Here is a 16,420-nt window from a genome sequence, read left to right on the forward strand (position 1 = left end):
ATGGCGGCTCATGAAGCTCTGCCACCGGGACAGGGAATCTTTTCGGGAAAGCATCTATGAGCCAATGCAAGTATTTCGGCACGGACGGCATCCGCGGCGCGGTTGGCGTGTGGCCGATCAATGCCGAGTTCATGCTGCGCCTCGGCCGTGCGCTGGGCGCGGTGCTTCGGCAGCAGGGCGGGGCGCGGCGCGGCGTGCTGATCGGCAAGGACACCCGCGTTTCCGGCTACATGTTCGAGGCCGCGCTGGAAGCCGGCCTGGTTTCCGCCGGCGTGGACGTGCGGATGCTGGGGCCGATGCCGACGCCGGCGGTGGCCTTCCTCACCCGCTCGCTGCGTGCCGAGGCCGGCATCGTCATCAGCGCCTCGCACAACCCGCACCACGACAACGGCATCAAGTTCTTCTCCGCCCAGGGCGAGAAGCTCAGCGACGCCATGGAAGCCGCCATCGAGGCGGAGATCGACGCACCCTTCGCCACGGTGCCTTCCGAACAACTGGGCAAGGCGCGCCGCATCGACGATGCGGTGACCCGCTACGCGGAATTCTGCAAAAGCACGGTGGCCGAGGACTTCAACCTCAACGGACTGAAGATCGTGCTGGACTGCGCCAATGGCGCCACCTACCAGGTCGCGCCCAAGGTCTTCGCCGAGCTGGGTGCCGAGGTGACCGCGATCGGCGACAAGCCCGACGGCTTCAACATCAACCGCGACGTGGGCTCCACCCATCCGCAGGCGCTGCAGCGCGCGGTGCTGGAGCAGGGCGCGGACCTGGGCATCGCCTTCGACGGCGACGGCGACCGCGTGCAGCTGGTCGACCGCCACGGCGTGCTCGCCGACGGCGACGACCTGCTCTACGTGATCGCGCGCGCCTGGCAGGCGTGCGGCCTGCTGCGCGGGCCGGTGGTCGGCACGCTGATGAGCAACTACGGCCTGCAGCTGGCACTGGAGCAGCTCGGCGTCGACCTGGTGCGCGCCAAGGTGGGCGACCGCTACGTGCTGCAGCAGCTCAAGGAACGCGGCGGCGTGCTGGGCGGCGAGACTTCCGGCCACATCCTGTGCCTGGATCGCGCCACCACCGGCGATGGCATCGTCTCCGCGCTGACCGTGCTGGAGGCACTGGCCGGCGAGGATTTCGCCACGGCGCGGCAAGGCTTGCGCAAGATGCCGCAGGTGATGATCAACGTGCGTGCCGACGGCGCGCGCGAGGCGCTGGACGGCGACGCCGTGCGACAGGCGCTGGCCGACACGGAACAGGCCCTGCGCGGCCGCGGCCGCGTGGTGCTGCGCGCCTCCGGCACCGAACCGCTGGTGCGGGTCACCGTGGAGGGCGCCGACGCGGCCGAGGTGCGGCAGTTGGCGCAAAGCCTGGCCGACGTCGTAAAATCGTCCGCAGAACGCTCGTGAACCAGTCGGCGCGTGCCGGCCACAGGTGAGAGGAAACGGTCGCCAAGGAATGGCCCGACGTGAACCGTCCCTGCGGTGGCGGTACACCTATTGACCGCGCACCTGAAGGATCCGAGCCCTTGAAAAACGTTCCCACCCTGGACATCCGCCGCTACGACAGCGACCGCGACGCCTTCGTCGCCGAGCTCGGCGCGGCCTACCGCGAATTCGGCTTCTGCTGCATCGGCGGCCATGGCGTCCCGCGCGAGCTGATCGACGGCTCCTACGAGGCCTTCCGCAGCTTCTTCGCGCTGCCCACCGAGACCAAGATGAAGTACCACGTGCCGGGCAGCGGCGGCGCGCGCGGCTATACGCCGTTCAAGGTGGAGACCGCCAAGGACAGCAAGTTCGCCGACCTCAAGGAGTTCTGGCACATCGGCCGCGAGATCGCGCGCGACTCGAAGTTCGCCGACGTGATGGCGCCCAACCTGTGGCCGGGCGAAGTACCGGAATTCCGCCGCTACGGCTACGGCCTGTACGAGGCGCTGGACCAGCTCGGCACCCGCGTGCTGCGCGCGCTGGCGTTGCACATCGACTTGCCCGAGCACTACTTCGAGGACAAGACCGACCAGGGCAACTCCATCCTGCGGCCGATCCACTACCCGCCGATCACCGAGGAGAACATCCCGAACGTGCGCGCCGGCGCGCACGAGGACATCAATTTCATCACCCTGCTGGTGGGGGCGAGCGCGGAAGGGCTGGAAGTGCTGACGCGCGAGGGCGAGTGGCTGCCGATCACCACCGAGGGCGACGCCATCGTGGTGAACATCGGCGACATGCTGCAGCGCCTGAGCAACCACGTGTACCCGTCGACCACCCACCGCGTGGTGAATCCGCGGAACGCGAACGCGCGCAAGCCGCGCTACTCGGTGCCGTACTTCCTGCACCCGAACCCCGACGTGGTGCTCGATCCGCTGCCGCAGTGCGTGACGCCGGACAATCCGAGGCGCTACGACACATCGATCACCTCGCACGAGTACCTGCAGCAGCGCCTGCGCGAGATCAGGCTGATCTGACGGGCCCACCCTGGCACGGCCTGGCGGCGCGGGCCGGGACGAGGGGCCTTCGTCAATCGGCCTGGCGATAACGTCGCCCCTGCCGCGCCGACAGGCGGAACGCCAGCCGATCCGGCATCAGCTTGAACACGCTCTTGATGGCGCGGTTCACGCGACCGGTGACATGCACCGCGTCGCCGCGCTCCACGGCGGCCATGCCCTCGGCCACCACCTCGTCGGCGCTCTGCCACATGAAGCCGGGCAGCTTGTTCATCAGTGGACGCGTGCCGGTGACATCGTGGAATTCGGAATACGTGAAGCCCGGGCACAACGCGCAGACGTGCACGCCGCGCCCCCGGCTTTCCAGTGCCAGGCCCTGCGAGAACTTGATCAGGAACGCCTTGGCGGGCGCGTACAGCGTGTGTCCCGCGGTGCCGGGCACATGGCCGGCCAGCGAGGCCACGTTGACGATGCGGCCGTAACCGCGCTCGCGCATGCCGGGCAGCAGGCGCCAGGCCAGTTCGACGGGCGCGGCCAGCAGCACCTGCAGGGAGTCGGCGTGCGTGCGCCAGTCGTTCGCCGTGAAACTGCCGGGCACGCCGTAGCCGGCGTTGTTGATCAGCCAGTCCACCGCGAGTCCGCGCTGCGCCAGTTCCTCGCACAGCGCGAGCGGCGCGGCAGGATCGGCGAGGTCAGCCGCGAGCACGGTCACCGCGCTGCCGTGCCGCTGCTGCAGCTCCGCAGCCAGCGCCTCCAGCCGTTCCCGGCGGCGTGCGGTGAGCACCAGGGCATGGCCGCGTGCCGCCAGCGCACGGGCGAAGGCGGCGCCGATGCCGGACGAGGCGCCGGTGACGAGGCTGAGCGGGCGGGCAGGCGGCATGCGTTTCTCCAGTGGGCGATGCGGCATCTTGGGCGCTGCGCCGCAGCAATACCAGTTACATTATCGTCCTGTAAAATCGCGGTTTTTTACGAACGGACTATCGCCGGACATGCGCAAGAAGCTCGTCGCCGCAAACTGGAAGATGCATGGCAGCCGCTCGATGGCCGCCGCCCTGTGCGGCGAGATCGCCGCCGCCAGGCCGAACGGCATCGATATGGCGATCTGTCCGCCATTCCCCTACTTGGATACCGTGGCCGCAGCCTGCGCCGATGCCGGCATCGGCGTGGGCGCCCAGGACCTCAGCGAACATGAAGGGCAGGGCGCGTATACCGGCGAAGTCTCCGCCGCGATGCTGGTGGACTGCGGCGCGCAGTGGGTGCTGGTGGGCCATTCCGAGCGGCGCCAGTACCACGGCGAAAGCGACGTGCTGGTGGCGCGCAAGTTCATTGCCGCGCGTGCCGGCGGCCTCACGCCCATCCTCTGCGTGGGCGAAACGCTGGCGCAGCGCGAAGCCGGCGAAACCGAAAACGTGATTGCCCGCCAGCTGCAGGCCGTGCTCGCCGCCGCCGGCATCGCGGCATTCGACACCGCGGTGATCTCCTACGAGCCGGTGTGGGCGATCGGCACCGGCCGTACCGCCACGCCGGAACAGGCGCAGCAGGTGCATGCGTTCATCCGTAGCCAACTCCAGAAAGAAGATGTTATGATTGCCCGTCTGACTCGGCTGCTTTACGGCGGCAGCGTCAAGGCGGCCAATGCCGCCGAATTGTTCGCGCAGTCGGACGTGGATGGCGGCCTGATCGGTGGGGCTTCGCTGACCGCTTCCGACTTCCTTGGGATCTGCGCAGCGGCGCGTTAGTCGCCACGGGTTCGATTGCAATCATGTTTGTCATTTTCAGCGTGTTTTACATCCTGATCGCCGCGGCGATGACCGTGCTGATCCTGCTGCAGAACGGTGAAGGCGCGAGCGCCGGCTCCGGTTTCGGCGGCGGCGCCTCGGCGACGGTGTTCGGTGCACGCGGCTCGGCCAACTTCCTGACCCGTGCCACCGGTGTGCTCGCCGCGCTGTTCTTCGCACTGAGCCTCGGCATGGGCGTGTACCTGCACAACCATGGCGCGCAGCAAAGCAACGGTGCCGACCTCGGCGTGATGGCCGGGATGAGCAACCAGCCGGTGCCCGCCAAGCAGGCCCCGGCAGCCACGCCGGCGAATCCGGAAGTGCCCGCGGCTGCGCCGGCCGCTGCGAACACGGCTGTTCCCGCCGCGGACAAGCAGCAGCACGGCGAAGTGCCGGTCGCGCCGGCGCCGCAGAAGCAACACTGAGCAACACACCTGCCCAGGTGGCGGAACTGGTAGACGCACTACCTTGAGGTGGTAGCGCCGCAAGGCGTAGGGGTTCGAGTCCCCTCTTGGGCACCAATCGCGAATTCCCGCTCAGGCGGAAATTCGAGAAAAACCCGCCGATTGGCGGGTTTTTTCTTGTCATGACTTGTCAGTAAAACTCACGAAACATCCGGCTGGCTGGCTTGCGCGCGACGGGTGGTTCGGCCACTTGGCAGACATGGGTGGGCGAGATCGGCCGCGGCACGCGCGGGGCCAATGGCACGAACTCGACCCCGAAATCATGATTCGTTGTGACGGATATCACATTCGGCAACTCCATGGCAGCCTGAGTACGACCGATGCCAGTGTTCCGCTTGCATCCATCGGCAAAGCCACCTAGCTTCCATCCGTGGACGATGCCCGGGGGCGTCTGCACCGACCAGGCATATTGGCATCCAGGAGCATTCTTCAGGGAGGGCAGGACATGATCCAGATCGTGCTGATCGACGACCACGAACTCGTGCGCACGGGTTTCCGGATGATCCTGCAGCAGCAGCCCGACATGAGCATCTGCGGCGAGGCAGCAAGTGCGGAGGAAGGCCTGCGGCTGATCCGCAGCATCAAGCCCGAGATCGCCCTGGTGGACGTGCACATGCCGGGCATGAGCGGTATCGAACTTACCGAACGGGTGAGCCGGGCCGAGTTGGCCACGCGCATCGTCGTGGTCACCGTGGTCGACGACGGCCGCTTCCCCAAGCGCCTACTGGATGCCGGTGCTTCCGGTTACCTGACCAAGGGCTGCAGCGCCGATGAGCTGGTGACGGCGGTGCGCCAGGTGGCCTCCGGCCGACGTTATCTGGCGCCGGCGGTGGCACAGCAGTTGGCACTGGCCACGCTGGACGGCAGCAGCTCGCCATTCGATGTCTTGTCCAGCCGCGAGCTTGAAGTGGCCATGATGCTGGTGCGCGGCAAGCCGTTGACGGTGATCGGCGAGCAACTCAACCTGAGTCCCAAGACGGTGTCGACCTACAAGCAGCGACTGATGGAGAAGCTGCACGTGGAACACGTGCTGGGCCTGGCCCATTTGATGACGGCGCATGGCCTGATCGACGCACCGCATCACCAGGTAGGTGCCTGAGCCCATCCGATCGGAATCGCACCCACGAACTCGCACCCACGAAAAAGCCGGACCAAGGTCCGGCTTTTTCGCGGTCAGATGACGCGGCGTCTCAGGGAGCCGCATCCTGCCGTGGCTGTTCCTGTTCCTCCGCGGATTCTTCAGTCGAACCGGCGGGTTTCACCTCGGGCTCGGCAACCGTCGGTGCGGCTGCGCTTGCCTTGTCGGCGTGGCCCAGCAGGTCACCCTGTTGCGGCTGTGAGGTGGCGGGCGGCGCGGCATGCCCGTTGACAGCTGCTTGCCTGGGCTCGGCACGAGACTCCGCACCTGAGGATGTGGTCGGGGCCGGGGCAGGTGGCTGGGGCGCAGCCGGCACGGCAGTTTCCGCAGCGTCCTGCTTTTCGACGACGGCCCGCGGCGCATGCGCCTGACTGGCGGCGTCAACGGAGGTGGCGGTCGCCTCGGCTGGACGTGCCGCGTCCGTCGGCGCCTGCTCCGTTGCCGCTGGTTTTTTCTCCGGGATCGGCGGCAGCGGCGGCAAGCTGAAGGCGGTGGCGACTGCAGCGGCCAGCGGCGCTTCGGTCAGTACCACGCGCGCGGGTTCGGCACGCTCGGCCTGTACCGGCGGGTTGCGCGGCGCGGGCGCTGCACGGGGCGTGGCAGGAGTGGACGGAGCTGATGCCTGCGCACCAGACTCGGCAGCAGGCTTGTCGGCGGCTGGCGGCGTTGCCACGGTGGTGACGGCAGCAGGCATTGCAGCAACAGGCCGTGCATCCTCCTCACTGGTGGCTTCGGCCTCGTCGCGATCCTCGTCGTCCAGTTCGCGGATCTGCTCGGCATCCTGCGTCGTGCCGGCGGCGTCTTCGTGGCGACGGCGGCGGCGGCCACCACGGCGACCGCGGCGGCGGCGCGAGGGATTTTCGGCATCACCGGCAGTTGCGTCGGCAGCCTCCTGGGCGGCGCCCGCCGGCAGCGTGGCCAGCTTGGCCTCGTCGACGGGTTCGGCGAGTTCGGCGGGAGCGGGCGGACGCGGAGCCTGCGCTTCCGGTTTCGGCACTGCGGCAGCGGCAGCCGGCGCCGCGGGCTTGCGCTCGGCACGCTCGGACTGGGCAGTCTTGTTGCCGTCTGCGGCGTTGCCGGTCCGCTGCGCCTGGCGTTCCTGTTTCGGCATCTGCGCACTCGCAATGGCCTGGGCCGACTGGCGTGAACCGCCTTCACTGCCTTGCTGGCGGTTGCCGCGGTTCTGCTGCTGCGCGTTCTGTTGCTGGCCTGACTTGCCCGACGACGCGCCGGCATCACGGCGCTGGCGGTTGCCGCCGCTGCCCGGCGTATTGCGGTTGCGCTCGTCGCGGCGCGGCTGCTGCTGGCGACTGCCGCGCGCATTGCCGTTGTCGCTGCCGCCCACCGGCGCAGCGGCCGGGGCAGGCGCTGCCGCGGCGCTGTTGCGGAACCAGCCGAACAGGCGCGAGATGATGCCGCCTCCCGGAGCAACGGCGACGGCCGTGGCCGGTGCCGCCTGACGGCGTGGTGCAGGCTGCGGAGCGGGCTCGGGCGTTTCTTCGCGCACCGGCGCCGGCGTGGCCGGCACGATGCCGCTGACCGCAGGCTGCTCATTGCTGCCCAACGTCTGGCCCATCTTCGGTAGCGGCGCGGTTTCGACCGCGGTGAGGCGCTCGTAGCTGGGCTTGCTGTGCTCGCCCATGTCCGCTTCCTTGATCCGTTGGATCTCGATGTGCGGCGTTTCCAGCTTGTCGTCGGCCACGATCACCACGTGCGCCTTGTGGCGCAGCTCGATCTCGACCACGCTGGCGCGCTTCTCGTTGAGCAGGAAGTTGGCCACCGTGGGCGGAGCCTGCACCAGCACCTGGCCGGTGTTGTCCTTCATCGCGTGTTCTTCGATCAGGCGCAGGGTGGACAGGCCCAGCGATTCCACACCGCGGATGTGGCCGTGGCCTTCGCAGCGCGGGCAGACGATCTGGGTGGCTTCGCCGAGGCTGGGGCGCAGGCGCTGGCGGGAAAGCTCCAGCAGGCCGAAGCGCGAGATGCGGCCGACCTGCACGCGGGCGCGGTCGAGCTTCAGCGCGTCCTTGAGCTTTTCCTCCACCTCGCGCTGGTGGCGCGGGCTGTCCATGTCGATGAAGTCGATCACGATCAGGCCACCGGCGTCGCGGATGCGGCACTGGCGGGCGATTTCCACCGCGGCTTCGAGGTTGGTGTTGAACGCCGTTTCCTCGATGTCCGAACCCTTGGTGGCCTTGGCCGAGTTGATGTCGATCGCGGTGAGCGCCTCGGTCTGATCGATCACGATCGAGCCACCGGAAGGCAGGCGCACCTGGCGGTCGAACGCGCTTTCGATCTGCGTCTCGATCTGGTAGCGGTTGAACAGCGGGGTATCGTCCTTGTACAGCTTGAGCTTGCGCAGCGAGGTGGGCATCACCTGCTGCATGAACTCGCGGGCGTCCTCGTACAGCGATTCCTCGTCGATCAGGATTTCGCCGATGTCGCTGCGCAGGTAGTCGCGCAGGGCGCGGATGAACAGCTTCGATTCCTGGTAGATCAGGAACGGCGCCTTGCGCTTGCTGGCGGCCTCGGAGATCGAGCGCCACAGGGTCAGCAGGTAGTCCAGGTCCCATTGCAATTCGTCGGCGTCGCGGCCGAGGCCGGCGGTGCGCACGATCAGGCCGACGTCGTCGGGCACGGTGACGTGTTCCAGGGCCTCCTTCAAGGCCTGCCGGTCCTCGCCCTCGATCCGGCGCGAGACGCCGCCGGCCTTCGGGTTGTTCGGCATTAGCACCATGTAGCGGCCGGCCAGCGAGATGAAGGTGGTGAGGGCGGCGCCCTTGTTGCCGCGCTCCTCCTTCTCGACCTGAACGACGACCTCCTGGCCTTCCTTCAGGAGCTCGCGGATGCCCGCCTTGTGCGGGTTCAGGCCGGGGGTGAAGTACTGGTCGGCGATTTCCTTCAGCGGCAGGAAGCCGTGGCGTTCGGCGCCGTAATCGACGAAGCAGGCTTCCAGGGATTGCTCGACGCGGGTGATGCGGCCCTTGTAGATGTTGGCCTTTTTCTGCTCGCGGGAGGGGATTTCGATGTCGAGATCGTAGAGGTTCTGGCCATCGACGATGGCCACGCGCAACTCTTCACGCTGAGTTGCGTTGATCAACATGCGCTTCATTGTAGTTTTCCTCGGCTCGCCCGCGCGTCGCGTGCCGCGGTGGCGCCGGAATGGCGGCCTGCCGGGGATCGCGCCGCTGCGGTGGAGCGGCTCATGTGACGGCGCCTTTCCGGGCGCCCGGATGTTCGGGTTGCTGCACCAGCCGCGCCCAAGCCGGATGGACTTCGGGCAAACGGCGGCCCGAACCGTTACGATGAAAGGGAGTCGCGACCGCTGCTTGGGAATCAACCTTGGGCAGTCGGCGCAATCCTCGCCGGCGTGACGGGCGGGGCCCCGGCCCGAACCGGTGTCGGTGGGCAGGGATTGGCGCTCGCCGAGTATCCTATTTCGACAGGTTTTTTTCAATGCAGACGGCAACTTCCCGTGACGTACCTCAAGGTGTGCGTCAAGTCGCGATCGGCCCGGAGCGGGACGGCCAGCGCATCGACAATGCGTTGGTGACCCTGCTCAAGGGCGTGCCGAAAAGCATGATCTACCGCTTGTTGCGCACCGGCCAGGTGCGGGTGAACGGCAAGCGCGCCAAGCCGGACACGCGGCTAACCGACGGCGATATGCTGCGAATTCCGCCGATCCGGCAGGCTGAACCCGCCGAAGTGCGCGCCGCGCCAGAGGCGATGGTGGCCTCGGTGGCCGAGGCGGTGATCTTCGAGGACAAGCATTTCCTGGTGATCGACAAGCCTTCCGGCATCGCCAGCCATGGCGGCAGCGGAGTGAGCCACGGCGCGATCGAACTGCTGCGCGCGGCACGCCCGCACGAGTCGCTGGAACTGGTGCACCGGCTGGACCGCGACACCAGCGGCGTGCTGGTGCTGGCCAAGTCGCGGGCGGGCCTGACCGGCCTGCAGGCGGCGATCCGCGCCGGCGAGGTCACCAAGCAGTACCTGTGCCTGATGGTCGGCCACCCGTCCAAGGCCAAGTTCGACGTCAATGCGCCGTTGCGCAAGTCCGCCCTGCAGGGTGGCGAGCGCATGGTGCGGGTCAGCGAGGACGGCAAGCCCGCGCTCACCTTCTTCCGCGAGATGGAGCAGTACCCTGGCGCCCGCCTGATGCAGGCCACCCTGGGCACCGGCCGTACCCACCAGATCCGCGTGCATGCCGCCCACGTCGGCCACCCGTTGGCGGGCGACCCGAAGTACGGGGACCGCGAGATGAACAAGCGCTTCCGCGAGATGGGGCTGCAGCGGCTGTTCCTGCATGCCTCGCATCTCAGTTTCGAGCTGGATGGGCGCCTCTACAGCTTTTCCGCGCCACTGCCGGACGACCTGAAGGTGTTCCTCGACGTGCTGGCGGTGAAAGGCAAGCACCTGCCGTACATCCAGGCGCTGAAGTCCCGTGGCGATCATCCCTGATCGCGAAGATCAAACGGGCGGCCATCCATGGCCGCACTCTTCAAAGAAAGAAACGGGCGCTGACTTCCAGCGAACGCAGCAGGCCACCCACCAGGCCGGCCTCCACCAGCAGCGCGCAGGCGGCGTGCGCCACGGCCACCGGCAGCAGCGCGCGCGAGCGCAGGAAGCACCAGGCCCACCACAATTCGGCCAGCAGGCAGAGCTGCATCAGGGCACCGTTCGGGGTGTGCATCAAGGCAAACACGATGGCCGTGAACAGCACGGCGAAGGCCGGATGCAAGCGGCCACTTTCGAGGCGGCGCAGCACCACGGCCAGCATCAGCCATTGCTGCAGGGCCGCCCATACCAGGTAGGTCAGCAGATGGCCGGGGGCGGGTGCCGTGAAGTGCCAGCCGCGGCCCGCCACCAGCAGCAGCGCCAGCGGCAGCAAGGCGAACGGCAGCAGCCAGGCATGCCAGTCACCGAGCCAGCACCACGTTGCCGGCCGTTGCCGCCATTCGGCCTGCACTGCGAACAGCAGGGCGCCACCGAAGGTCAGCAAGCCGGGCCAGGTGGCCCGCAGGCCCCATTGCAGGCCGACGACCAGCCACAAGGGTCCCGCGAGGCAGCCGCCGAGTTCAAGCCAGCGGCGCCGGGACAGGCGCGGCGGCCGCAAGGCCAGGCCGGCCAATACCAGCAGATAACCGATGGTGCCGATCCAGGGTACCCAGCCGTGGTCGCCTGACTCGCGGGCAGCCATCGGCACATCACCATGCGGCAGGATCAGGGCGCCCGGCCGTTGCCGCCAGACCAGCTGGCGCAGGGCCAGCTGCGTTTCGGCCGAGGCATCGGCCGGCAGGGCGATCCAGGGTGCCGCCGGCAAGGCGGGATCCGCGAGTTGTCGCGTCGTCGTTGCCGGATCGGGCGACAGCCGCAGCGTAGGCTGGGGTGGCATCGACAAATGGGCTGTGCCGCGCAACGCCACGTCGTCCAGGCGCAGCGATGCCCGGGCAGGCAACGCCAGCTTCAGCCGCAGCACCTCGATGCGTCGTGGCGCGGCGCAGTCGCCGCCGTCGGCAGCCTGCCAGCGCAACTGGCGCAGATCGACCACGGCATGCAGCGGACCGGCCGCGACCGGCGCGTCCTGCCAGCCAAGGCACCCCGCTTGACCCAGCCGCGGCTGCCAGGCCACGCCGAGCCGGAACGGCGCATCGGCTTCGCCACGCAGCGTCAGCAACGGCCAATGCCCCGGATCGAGCATGCCGCTCACCGGCAAACCGAGTTCAAACGGCGTGCCGTCACGACTGTGGATGCGCAGGCCGCCGTCCACGCTTTGCACGTCGGCGGCACCGAAGGCGCGTCCGGCCACGAGGTCATGCGGCTGGCGCAGGCGCCATTGCCACAGCGGCTCGCCGCGCACGATCCGGGCCAGTTGCCGATCCGCAACGCGGTGCAGGTGGCTCGACGTGATTCCCGCAGCCAGCTCACGCAGGCCGGGCAGCAGCAGCGCCACCAGCAGCGCAAGGCCCGCGCCGGCCAGCCACTTGCGCATCGTCGACGGCAGCGATCGCCGCACGTTCAACGCGCCAGCAGCGCCTCGACCTTGGCCGCGCAGATGATGTCGTTGAGCGAGAGTCCGCCCACGTCATGGGTGGACCAAAGCAGCTGGCAATGGCCATAGCCCGCTTCGATGTCGGGATGGTGATCCTCGTGGTTGGCCAGGAAGCCGACCGCGTTGATGAAGCCCAGCGTGTGGCGGAAATCGGGGAAGCGGAAATCCTTGACGATCGCGTGGCCATCCGCGGCGAGCTTCCAGTCGGGCAGCAGCTGCAGCAACTGGGTGATCTTGTCCGCGCTCAACGCATGTTCCTTGCCCTTGCGTGGCTGGCAATGCTGGCTGGCGAAATCGTGGATGTTCATGGCGGCTCCATATGGAAGGCGAGGCTGCGCAGCGTCGAAGTTGCGTGCGCAAATGTCAAAGCCCGCAGCCATGGCAAAACAGTACTAAAATGGTGCTGATTCGGCGGTCGCATGCATGCGGCCGCTGCACCATCCGCACAGGTGAAGCATGATCGAGATTTCGGAACGCGCGCAGCAGCATTTCCGCCGCCTGCTGGCGCAACAGGGCAGCGAGGGACTGGGTATCCGGCTGCACGTGACCGCGCCGGGCACGCCGGCGGCCAACTGCGAGCTGGAGTTCTGCGAACCGGCCGAGCTGGCCGGCAACGAGTGGACGATCGAGTGCGCCGGGTTCGACTTCCATGTCGAGGGCGACAGCGCGTCGTGGCTGGACGGCGCCAGCATCGACTTCGAGCCGAACGCCACCGGTGGCCTGCTCAACATCCGCGCACCGAAGATCAAGGGCGACGTGCCGGGGCTGGAGGCCGGGCTGATCGAGCGCGTGCGCTACGTGCTCGATGCCGAGATCAATCCGCGGCTGGCTTCGCATGGTGGCCGCGTCACCCTGCTGGAAGTGGATGCCGAGGGCGTGGTGAAGCTGCAGTTCGGCGGCGGCTGCCACGGCTGTGGCATGGTCGACGTCACCCTGAAGCAGGGCGTGGAGAAGACCCTGCGCGAACGCGTGCCGGAAGTGACCGCGGTGCGCGATGCCACCGACCACAGCGGCGGCAAGCAGCCGTACTACGACAAGCACGAGGGCAAGTCGGCGCTGGGCTGAGCGGTGGATGCTCGCGACCGTGCTTGATCGCGAACATCGAACGGGCGCCCGTCCATGGCCGCACTGTTCGATTCGTGCGCTCGTCCGTGAGCGCAGAACAGGATCGAAAGCGGCCATCCATGGCCGCACTCTCCAAAAGGAAAAGCCCGCCGCAAGGCGGGCTTCCTGTTTGGGGCAGGGCGGATCAATCGCCCTGGATGTGACCCTTCAACGTGTCCAGCTTGGTCGGCAGGCTGGAGAAGTAGGCGGAGATGTCCTCGATGTCCTGGTCGGACAGCGTGGCGACCATGCCCTTCATGATCGGGTTGTTGCGTCCGCCGTCCTTGTACTCGTGCAGCACCTGCTGCAGGTATTCGTTGTACTGGCCGGCGAGGCGCGGGTACTGCGGGTCGACCGCGTTGCCGTCGGCGCCGTGGCAGGCGAAGCAGGCGGCGGCCTTGGTCTTGCCGTTCGCGGCATTGCCGCTGGCCAGCAGTGGAGCGGAGGCGAACGCCAGGACGGCGCCACATGAAAGCAGGGCGAGTGCGCGTTGCATGCGTGGATCCTTGAGGTTCGCGATCACTTGATCGGCGTGAGGCTGGACAGGTAGGCGGCGATGTCCTTGATGTTCTGCTCGGACAGGCTTTGCGCCTGCGCCACCATCGTCGGATACGTGCGGTCGCCGCTCTTGTACCCGTTCAGCGCATTGATGATGTACTGCTCGTTCTGCCCGGCGATCTTCGGCACGGGATAGTCCGGATAGGCATTGGCGTAACCCGGTATGCCATGGCACCCGGCGCAGGTATAGACCAGCGTGCGTCCGGCAGCCTTGTCGCCTTCGGCGTGCGCGCTGGCGGTGGCCAGCAGGGCGGCAGCGGCTGCCAGACCAAGCAATTGCAGTCGAATCATCGAGATCGTTCCCCAGGTGCGGCGACGGATGCGAATCAATGCAGCAACCGACGCAGTATAGACAGCAGTTCCGGGCACGGACAACATGCTGCACGGTTTGCCGCAAGGCGGCGTTTTGTCGCGATCAGACCAGGCTGCGGAAGATGTGGATGCCGGCGCTGTACTCGCCGACGATGGTGCCCAGGCTGACCAGGAAGAAGTTCAGCAGGGTGCGCGCCACCCGGTTCTTCCACCAGCCGCTCCAGTGCACGATGTCGTCGCGCAGGGTATCGAAGTCGGCCACGCGCGGACGGCGCACCCAGGCCTCGGCCATCGCGCTGATGCCGCCGGCGGGAATGCCGGGGCGGAACGGCTTGATCGGCGCGGCGATGAAGGCGGCAAGGATGCTGAGCGGATGCGCGCCCGCGGCGACCGCGCCCAGCGCGGCGAAGCCGCCGGTGAACAGCACCCATGCGGTGAGCGCCTGCGTGCCCAGCGCGGCATTCTTGTGGAAGGCCCAGGCGATCGCGGCGAACACCGCCAGCACCAGGCCCACGGCCAGCCATTTCGGCCAGCGCGCCTTCGGCGGCGATTGCGCCAATCCGGCCGCCGTGGCGGCCGGGTCGTCATGTCCGTCGCGCAGGGCCTGGCACATGCCCTTCAAGTGGCCGGCACCGATCACCACCAGCACGCGGCGCGGCGTGGCCGACGGATGGCGTGCGGCTTCCTCGCGCAGGCGCGCGGCCATGTAGGCGTCGCGCTCGCCGATCAGGCTCTGGTAGAGCGGCTTCGATTCGCTGGCGAATTCGCTGAATGCGCTCTCCAGCATGTCGCCCTGCTTGAGCTTCTCGATCTCGCCGGCGTCGATCTCCTCGCGCTCGAACACGCTGGCGAGCAGGCCGCCGAGCAGGCCGAAGCGCTGCCAGAAGCCCACGCTGTGCCAGGCGCGCTTGAGCGTGGTGCCGACCTCGCGGTCGACCAGCCACAACGGCAGGGCGCGCGCCTCGGCGCCATCCATCGCCGCCTTCATCTCGGCGCCGGGCTGGATGCCGGATTGTTCGGCGAGGCGCTTCTGGAACGTGGAAAGCACCAGGCTGGCGGCGACCATGCCGGCCTTGCCCTGGCGGATTACCTGGAACAGGTCCATGCGCTTGAATGCGTCGGGATCGCGCATGCCTTGCGCGCGGCTCTCGCACAGCTCCACCGCCACCGCGTCGAAATGCTCGTGCTCCAGCAGTGCCTCGACCGCCTCCATGCTGCTGCGCGAGACGTGGGCGGTGCCCAGCACCACGTATTCCACGCCATCGCGCTGCACGCGCTCGATCGGCTGGTCCTGCAGCACCGCGGGCAAGGGCAGGGCGGGTTCGGGGACACTCATGCGCAGGGCGTACCGGTCACGGGGAGAATCCAAGCATGGGGATGCGCTCCGCGCGAAGCAAGTCGAAAGTGCGGGCATGACTGGCGGTCCGCGTGATTTCCGCGATCAAGCATGGGGCATTGAAGAGTGCGGCCATGGATGGCCACCCGTCTGGTCCTCGCGACCAGGAATGATCGCAAAGGCAAGCCCTAGTCCCTGAAGCGCTTGAGCAGGTCGCCGTAGGCGTCGATGCGGCGGTCGCGCAGGAAGGGCCAGATGCGGCGCACGTGCTCGCTGCGCTGCATGTCGATCTCGGCGAGCAGCAGCTCGCGCGCATCGGTGCCGGCCTGGGCGAGGAATTCGCCCTGCGGCCCGGCCACGAAGCTGGTGCCCCAGAACCGGATGCCGGCTCCGGAGCCCGAGGGATCGGCCTCGTGGCCGGTGCGGTTGCAGGCCAGCAGTGGCAGGCCGTTCGCCACCGCGTGGCCGCGCTGCACGGTGACCCAGGCCTCGCGTTGGCGATCCTTCTCGTCCTGCGCGTCGTTCGGGTCCCAGCCGATCGCGGTGGGGTAGAGCAGCAGCTCCGCACCGGCCAGCGCCATCAGGCGCGCGGCTTCCGGATACCACTGGTCCCAGCACACCAGCACGCCCAGCTTGCCCACCGAGGTCTGGACCGGCTCGAAGCCGAGGTCGCCCGGCGTGAAGTAGAACTTCTCGTAGAACGCCGGATCGTCGGGGATGTGCATCTTGCGGTACTTGCCCGCGATCGCCGCCGAGCGGTCGAACACCACGGCGGTGTTGTGGTACAGCCCGGCCGCGCGCTTCTCGAACAGCGAGGCCACCACCACCAGCTTCAGCTCCTCAGCCAGCTTGCCGATGCGTGCGGTGCTCGGGCCGGGAATGCTCTCGGCCAGGTCGAACAGGTCGACCGACTCGTGCTGGCAGAAATACGGGCCGTTGTGCAGCTCCTGCAGCAGCACCAGCTCGGCGCCGGCCCTGGCGGCCTCGCGCAGGCCGGCCTCGATCGCGTCGAGGTTGGCGTCGCGGCTGCCGCGGTCGGTTTCCTGCAACAGGGCGGCTTTCAGGATCTTGCGGGTCATGGGCGGTTCGGCGTGGGGTTTGCGCCGCATAGTGTAGCGAAGGCCGGCAGCCATGACCGTTTCGCGCCGCTTGGACTACTCTGGATCATGCAGTACTTCCAAAGCGGAGGTGGCGGATGGGCAGGGGCAGCGCACGCACGATCGACTCATGCGGTACCAGGC

15 protein-coding genes and 1 tRNA gene are annotated in these 16,420 nt (G+C 67.9%); 8 read left to right on the forward strand and 8 right to left on the reverse strand.

The features are described from left to right. Nucleotides 1-56: 56 nt before the first annotated feature. Nucleotides 57-1,403, forward strand: coding sequence for a phosphoglucosamine mutase (glmM, locus tag ABQJ56_RS15595; RefSeq protein ID WP_367845941.1), 1,347 nt, complete (start codon nucleotides 57-59; stop codon nucleotides 1,401-1,403). A gap of 119 nt (nucleotides 1,404-1,522) precedes the next feature. After that, entirely contained in the window at nucleotides 1,523-2,458 is a 936-nt protein-coding gene (locus ABQJ56_RS15600; protein ID WP_367845942.1) for an isopenicillin N synthase family dioxygenase, read from the forward strand. 52 nt (nucleotides 2,459-2,510) lie between these two features. On the opposite strand, the gene ABQJ56_RS15605 is transcribed toward ABQJ56_RS15600, so the two are convergent. Next, on the reverse strand, nucleotides 2,511-3,317 hold the full coding sequence (locus tag ABQJ56_RS15605; protein ID WP_367845943.1) for an SDR family NAD(P)-dependent oxidoreductase: 807 nt from the start codon (nucleotides 3,315-3,317) through the stop codon (nucleotides 2,511-2,513). Nucleotides 3,318-3,426: 109 nt separating this feature from the next. On the opposite strand from ABQJ56_RS15605, the gene tpiA reads away from it, so the two are divergent. The 4 genes from tpiA to ABQJ56_RS15625 all read left to right on the forward strand — a co-directional run bounded on the left by tpiA (nucleotide 3,427) and on the right by ABQJ56_RS15625 (nucleotide 5,778). Next, on the forward strand, nucleotides 3,427-4,176 hold the full coding sequence (gene tpiA / locus ABQJ56_RS15610; RefSeq protein WP_367845979.1) for a triose-phosphate isomerase: 750 nt from the start codon (nucleotides 3,427-3,429) through the stop codon (nucleotides 4,174-4,176). Nucleotides 4,177-4,199: 23 nt separating this feature from the next. After that, a complete protein-coding gene (gene secG, locus ABQJ56_RS15615; protein WP_367845944.1) occupies nucleotides 4,200-4,640 on the forward strand; it encodes a preprotein translocase subunit SecG in 441 nt (146 codons plus the stop codon). An 11-nt stretch (nucleotides 4,641-4,651) separates the two neighbouring features. Then, nucleotides 4,652-4,736: transfer RNA gene (locus tag ABQJ56_RS15620), tRNA-Leu, on the forward strand. Between the two features lie 388 nt (nucleotides 4,737-5,124). Further along, nucleotides 5,125-5,778, forward strand: a complete 654-nt coding sequence (locus ABQJ56_RS15625; protein ID WP_367845945.1) for a response regulator — start codon at nucleotides 5,125-5,127, stop codon at nucleotides 5,776-5,778. A gap of 91 nt (nucleotides 5,779-5,869) precedes the next feature. Here the strand turns inward: ABQJ56_RS15625 and ABQJ56_RS15630 are convergent, their stop codons facing one another. After that, nucleotides 5,870-8,929 carry an Rne/Rng family ribonuclease gene (locus tag ABQJ56_RS15630; RefSeq protein WP_367845946.1) on the reverse strand — a complete coding sequence of 1,020 codons (3,060 nt, stop codon included), beginning with the start codon at nucleotides 8,927-8,929 and terminating at the stop codon, nucleotides 5,870-5,872. Between the two features lie 344 nt (nucleotides 8,930-9,273). Here ABQJ56_RS15630 and ABQJ56_RS15635 point away from each other — a divergent pair, with 344 nt between their 5' ends. Beyond that, nucleotides 9,274-10,278, forward strand: coding sequence for an RluA family pseudouridine synthase (locus tag ABQJ56_RS15635; protein WP_367845947.1), 1,005 nt, complete (start codon nucleotides 9,274-9,276; stop codon nucleotides 10,276-10,278). 40 nt (nucleotides 10,279-10,318) lie between these two features. Here the strand turns inward: ABQJ56_RS15635 and ABQJ56_RS15640 are convergent, their stop codons facing one another. Both ABQJ56_RS15640 and ABQJ56_RS15645 read right to left on the reverse strand, forming a co-directional pair. After that, nucleotides 10,319-11,809 carry a CPBP family glutamic-type intramembrane protease gene (locus ABQJ56_RS15640; RefSeq protein WP_367845948.1) on the reverse strand — a complete coding sequence of 497 codons (1,491 nt, stop codon included), beginning with the start codon at nucleotides 11,807-11,809 and terminating at the stop codon, nucleotides 10,319-10,321. Nucleotides 11,810-11,835: 26 nt separating this feature from the next. Continuing rightward, entirely contained in the window at nucleotides 11,836-12,177 is a 342-nt protein-coding gene (locus ABQJ56_RS15645) for a 4a-hydroxytetrahydrobiopterin dehydratase (RefSeq protein WP_367845949.1), read from the reverse strand. Between the two features lie 148 nt (nucleotides 12,178-12,325). Between ABQJ56_RS15645 and ABQJ56_RS15650 the strand changes: the two genes are divergently transcribed. After that, on the forward strand, nucleotides 12,326-12,934 hold the full coding sequence (locus ABQJ56_RS15650; protein ID WP_367845950.1) for an NfuA family Fe-S biogenesis protein: 609 nt from the start codon (nucleotides 12,326-12,328) through the stop codon (nucleotides 12,932-12,934). 184 nt (nucleotides 12,935-13,118) lie between these two features. Here ABQJ56_RS15650 and ABQJ56_RS15655 read toward each other — a convergent pair whose 3' ends face one another. The 4 genes from ABQJ56_RS15655 to ABQJ56_RS15670 form a co-directional block, all read right to left on the reverse strand. Further along, nucleotides 13,119-13,469, reverse strand: coding sequence for a c-type cytochrome (locus ABQJ56_RS15655; RefSeq protein ID WP_367845951.1), 351 nt, complete (start codon nucleotides 13,467-13,469; stop codon nucleotides 13,119-13,121). Between the two features lie 23 nt (nucleotides 13,470-13,492). Next, complete coding sequence (locus ABQJ56_RS15660; protein WP_367845952.1) at nucleotides 13,493-13,822, reverse strand: c-type cytochrome; 330 nt, start codon at nucleotides 13,820-13,822, stop codon at nucleotides 13,493-13,495. Nucleotides 13,823-13,946: 124 nt separating this feature from the next. Continuing rightward, entirely contained in the window at nucleotides 13,947-15,179 is a 1,233-nt protein-coding gene (locus ABQJ56_RS15665; protein ID WP_367845953.1) for a TraB/GumN family protein, read from the reverse strand. Between the two features lie 188 nt (nucleotides 15,180-15,367). After that, the gene (locus ABQJ56_RS15670) at nucleotides 15,368-16,258 is read right to left on the reverse strand and encodes a carbon-nitrogen hydrolase (protein ID WP_367845954.1); all 891 of its coding nucleotides are present in this window, start codon (nucleotides 16,256-16,258) and stop codon (nucleotides 15,368-15,370) included. Between the last annotated feature and the right edge of the window lie 162 nt (nucleotides 16,259-16,420).

This window comes from Rhodanobacter geophilus (assembly GCF_040812275.1).
Lineage (GTDB): Bacteria > Pseudomonadota > Gammaproteobacteria > Xanthomonadales > Rhodanobacteraceae > Rhodanobacter_A > Rhodanobacter_A geophilus.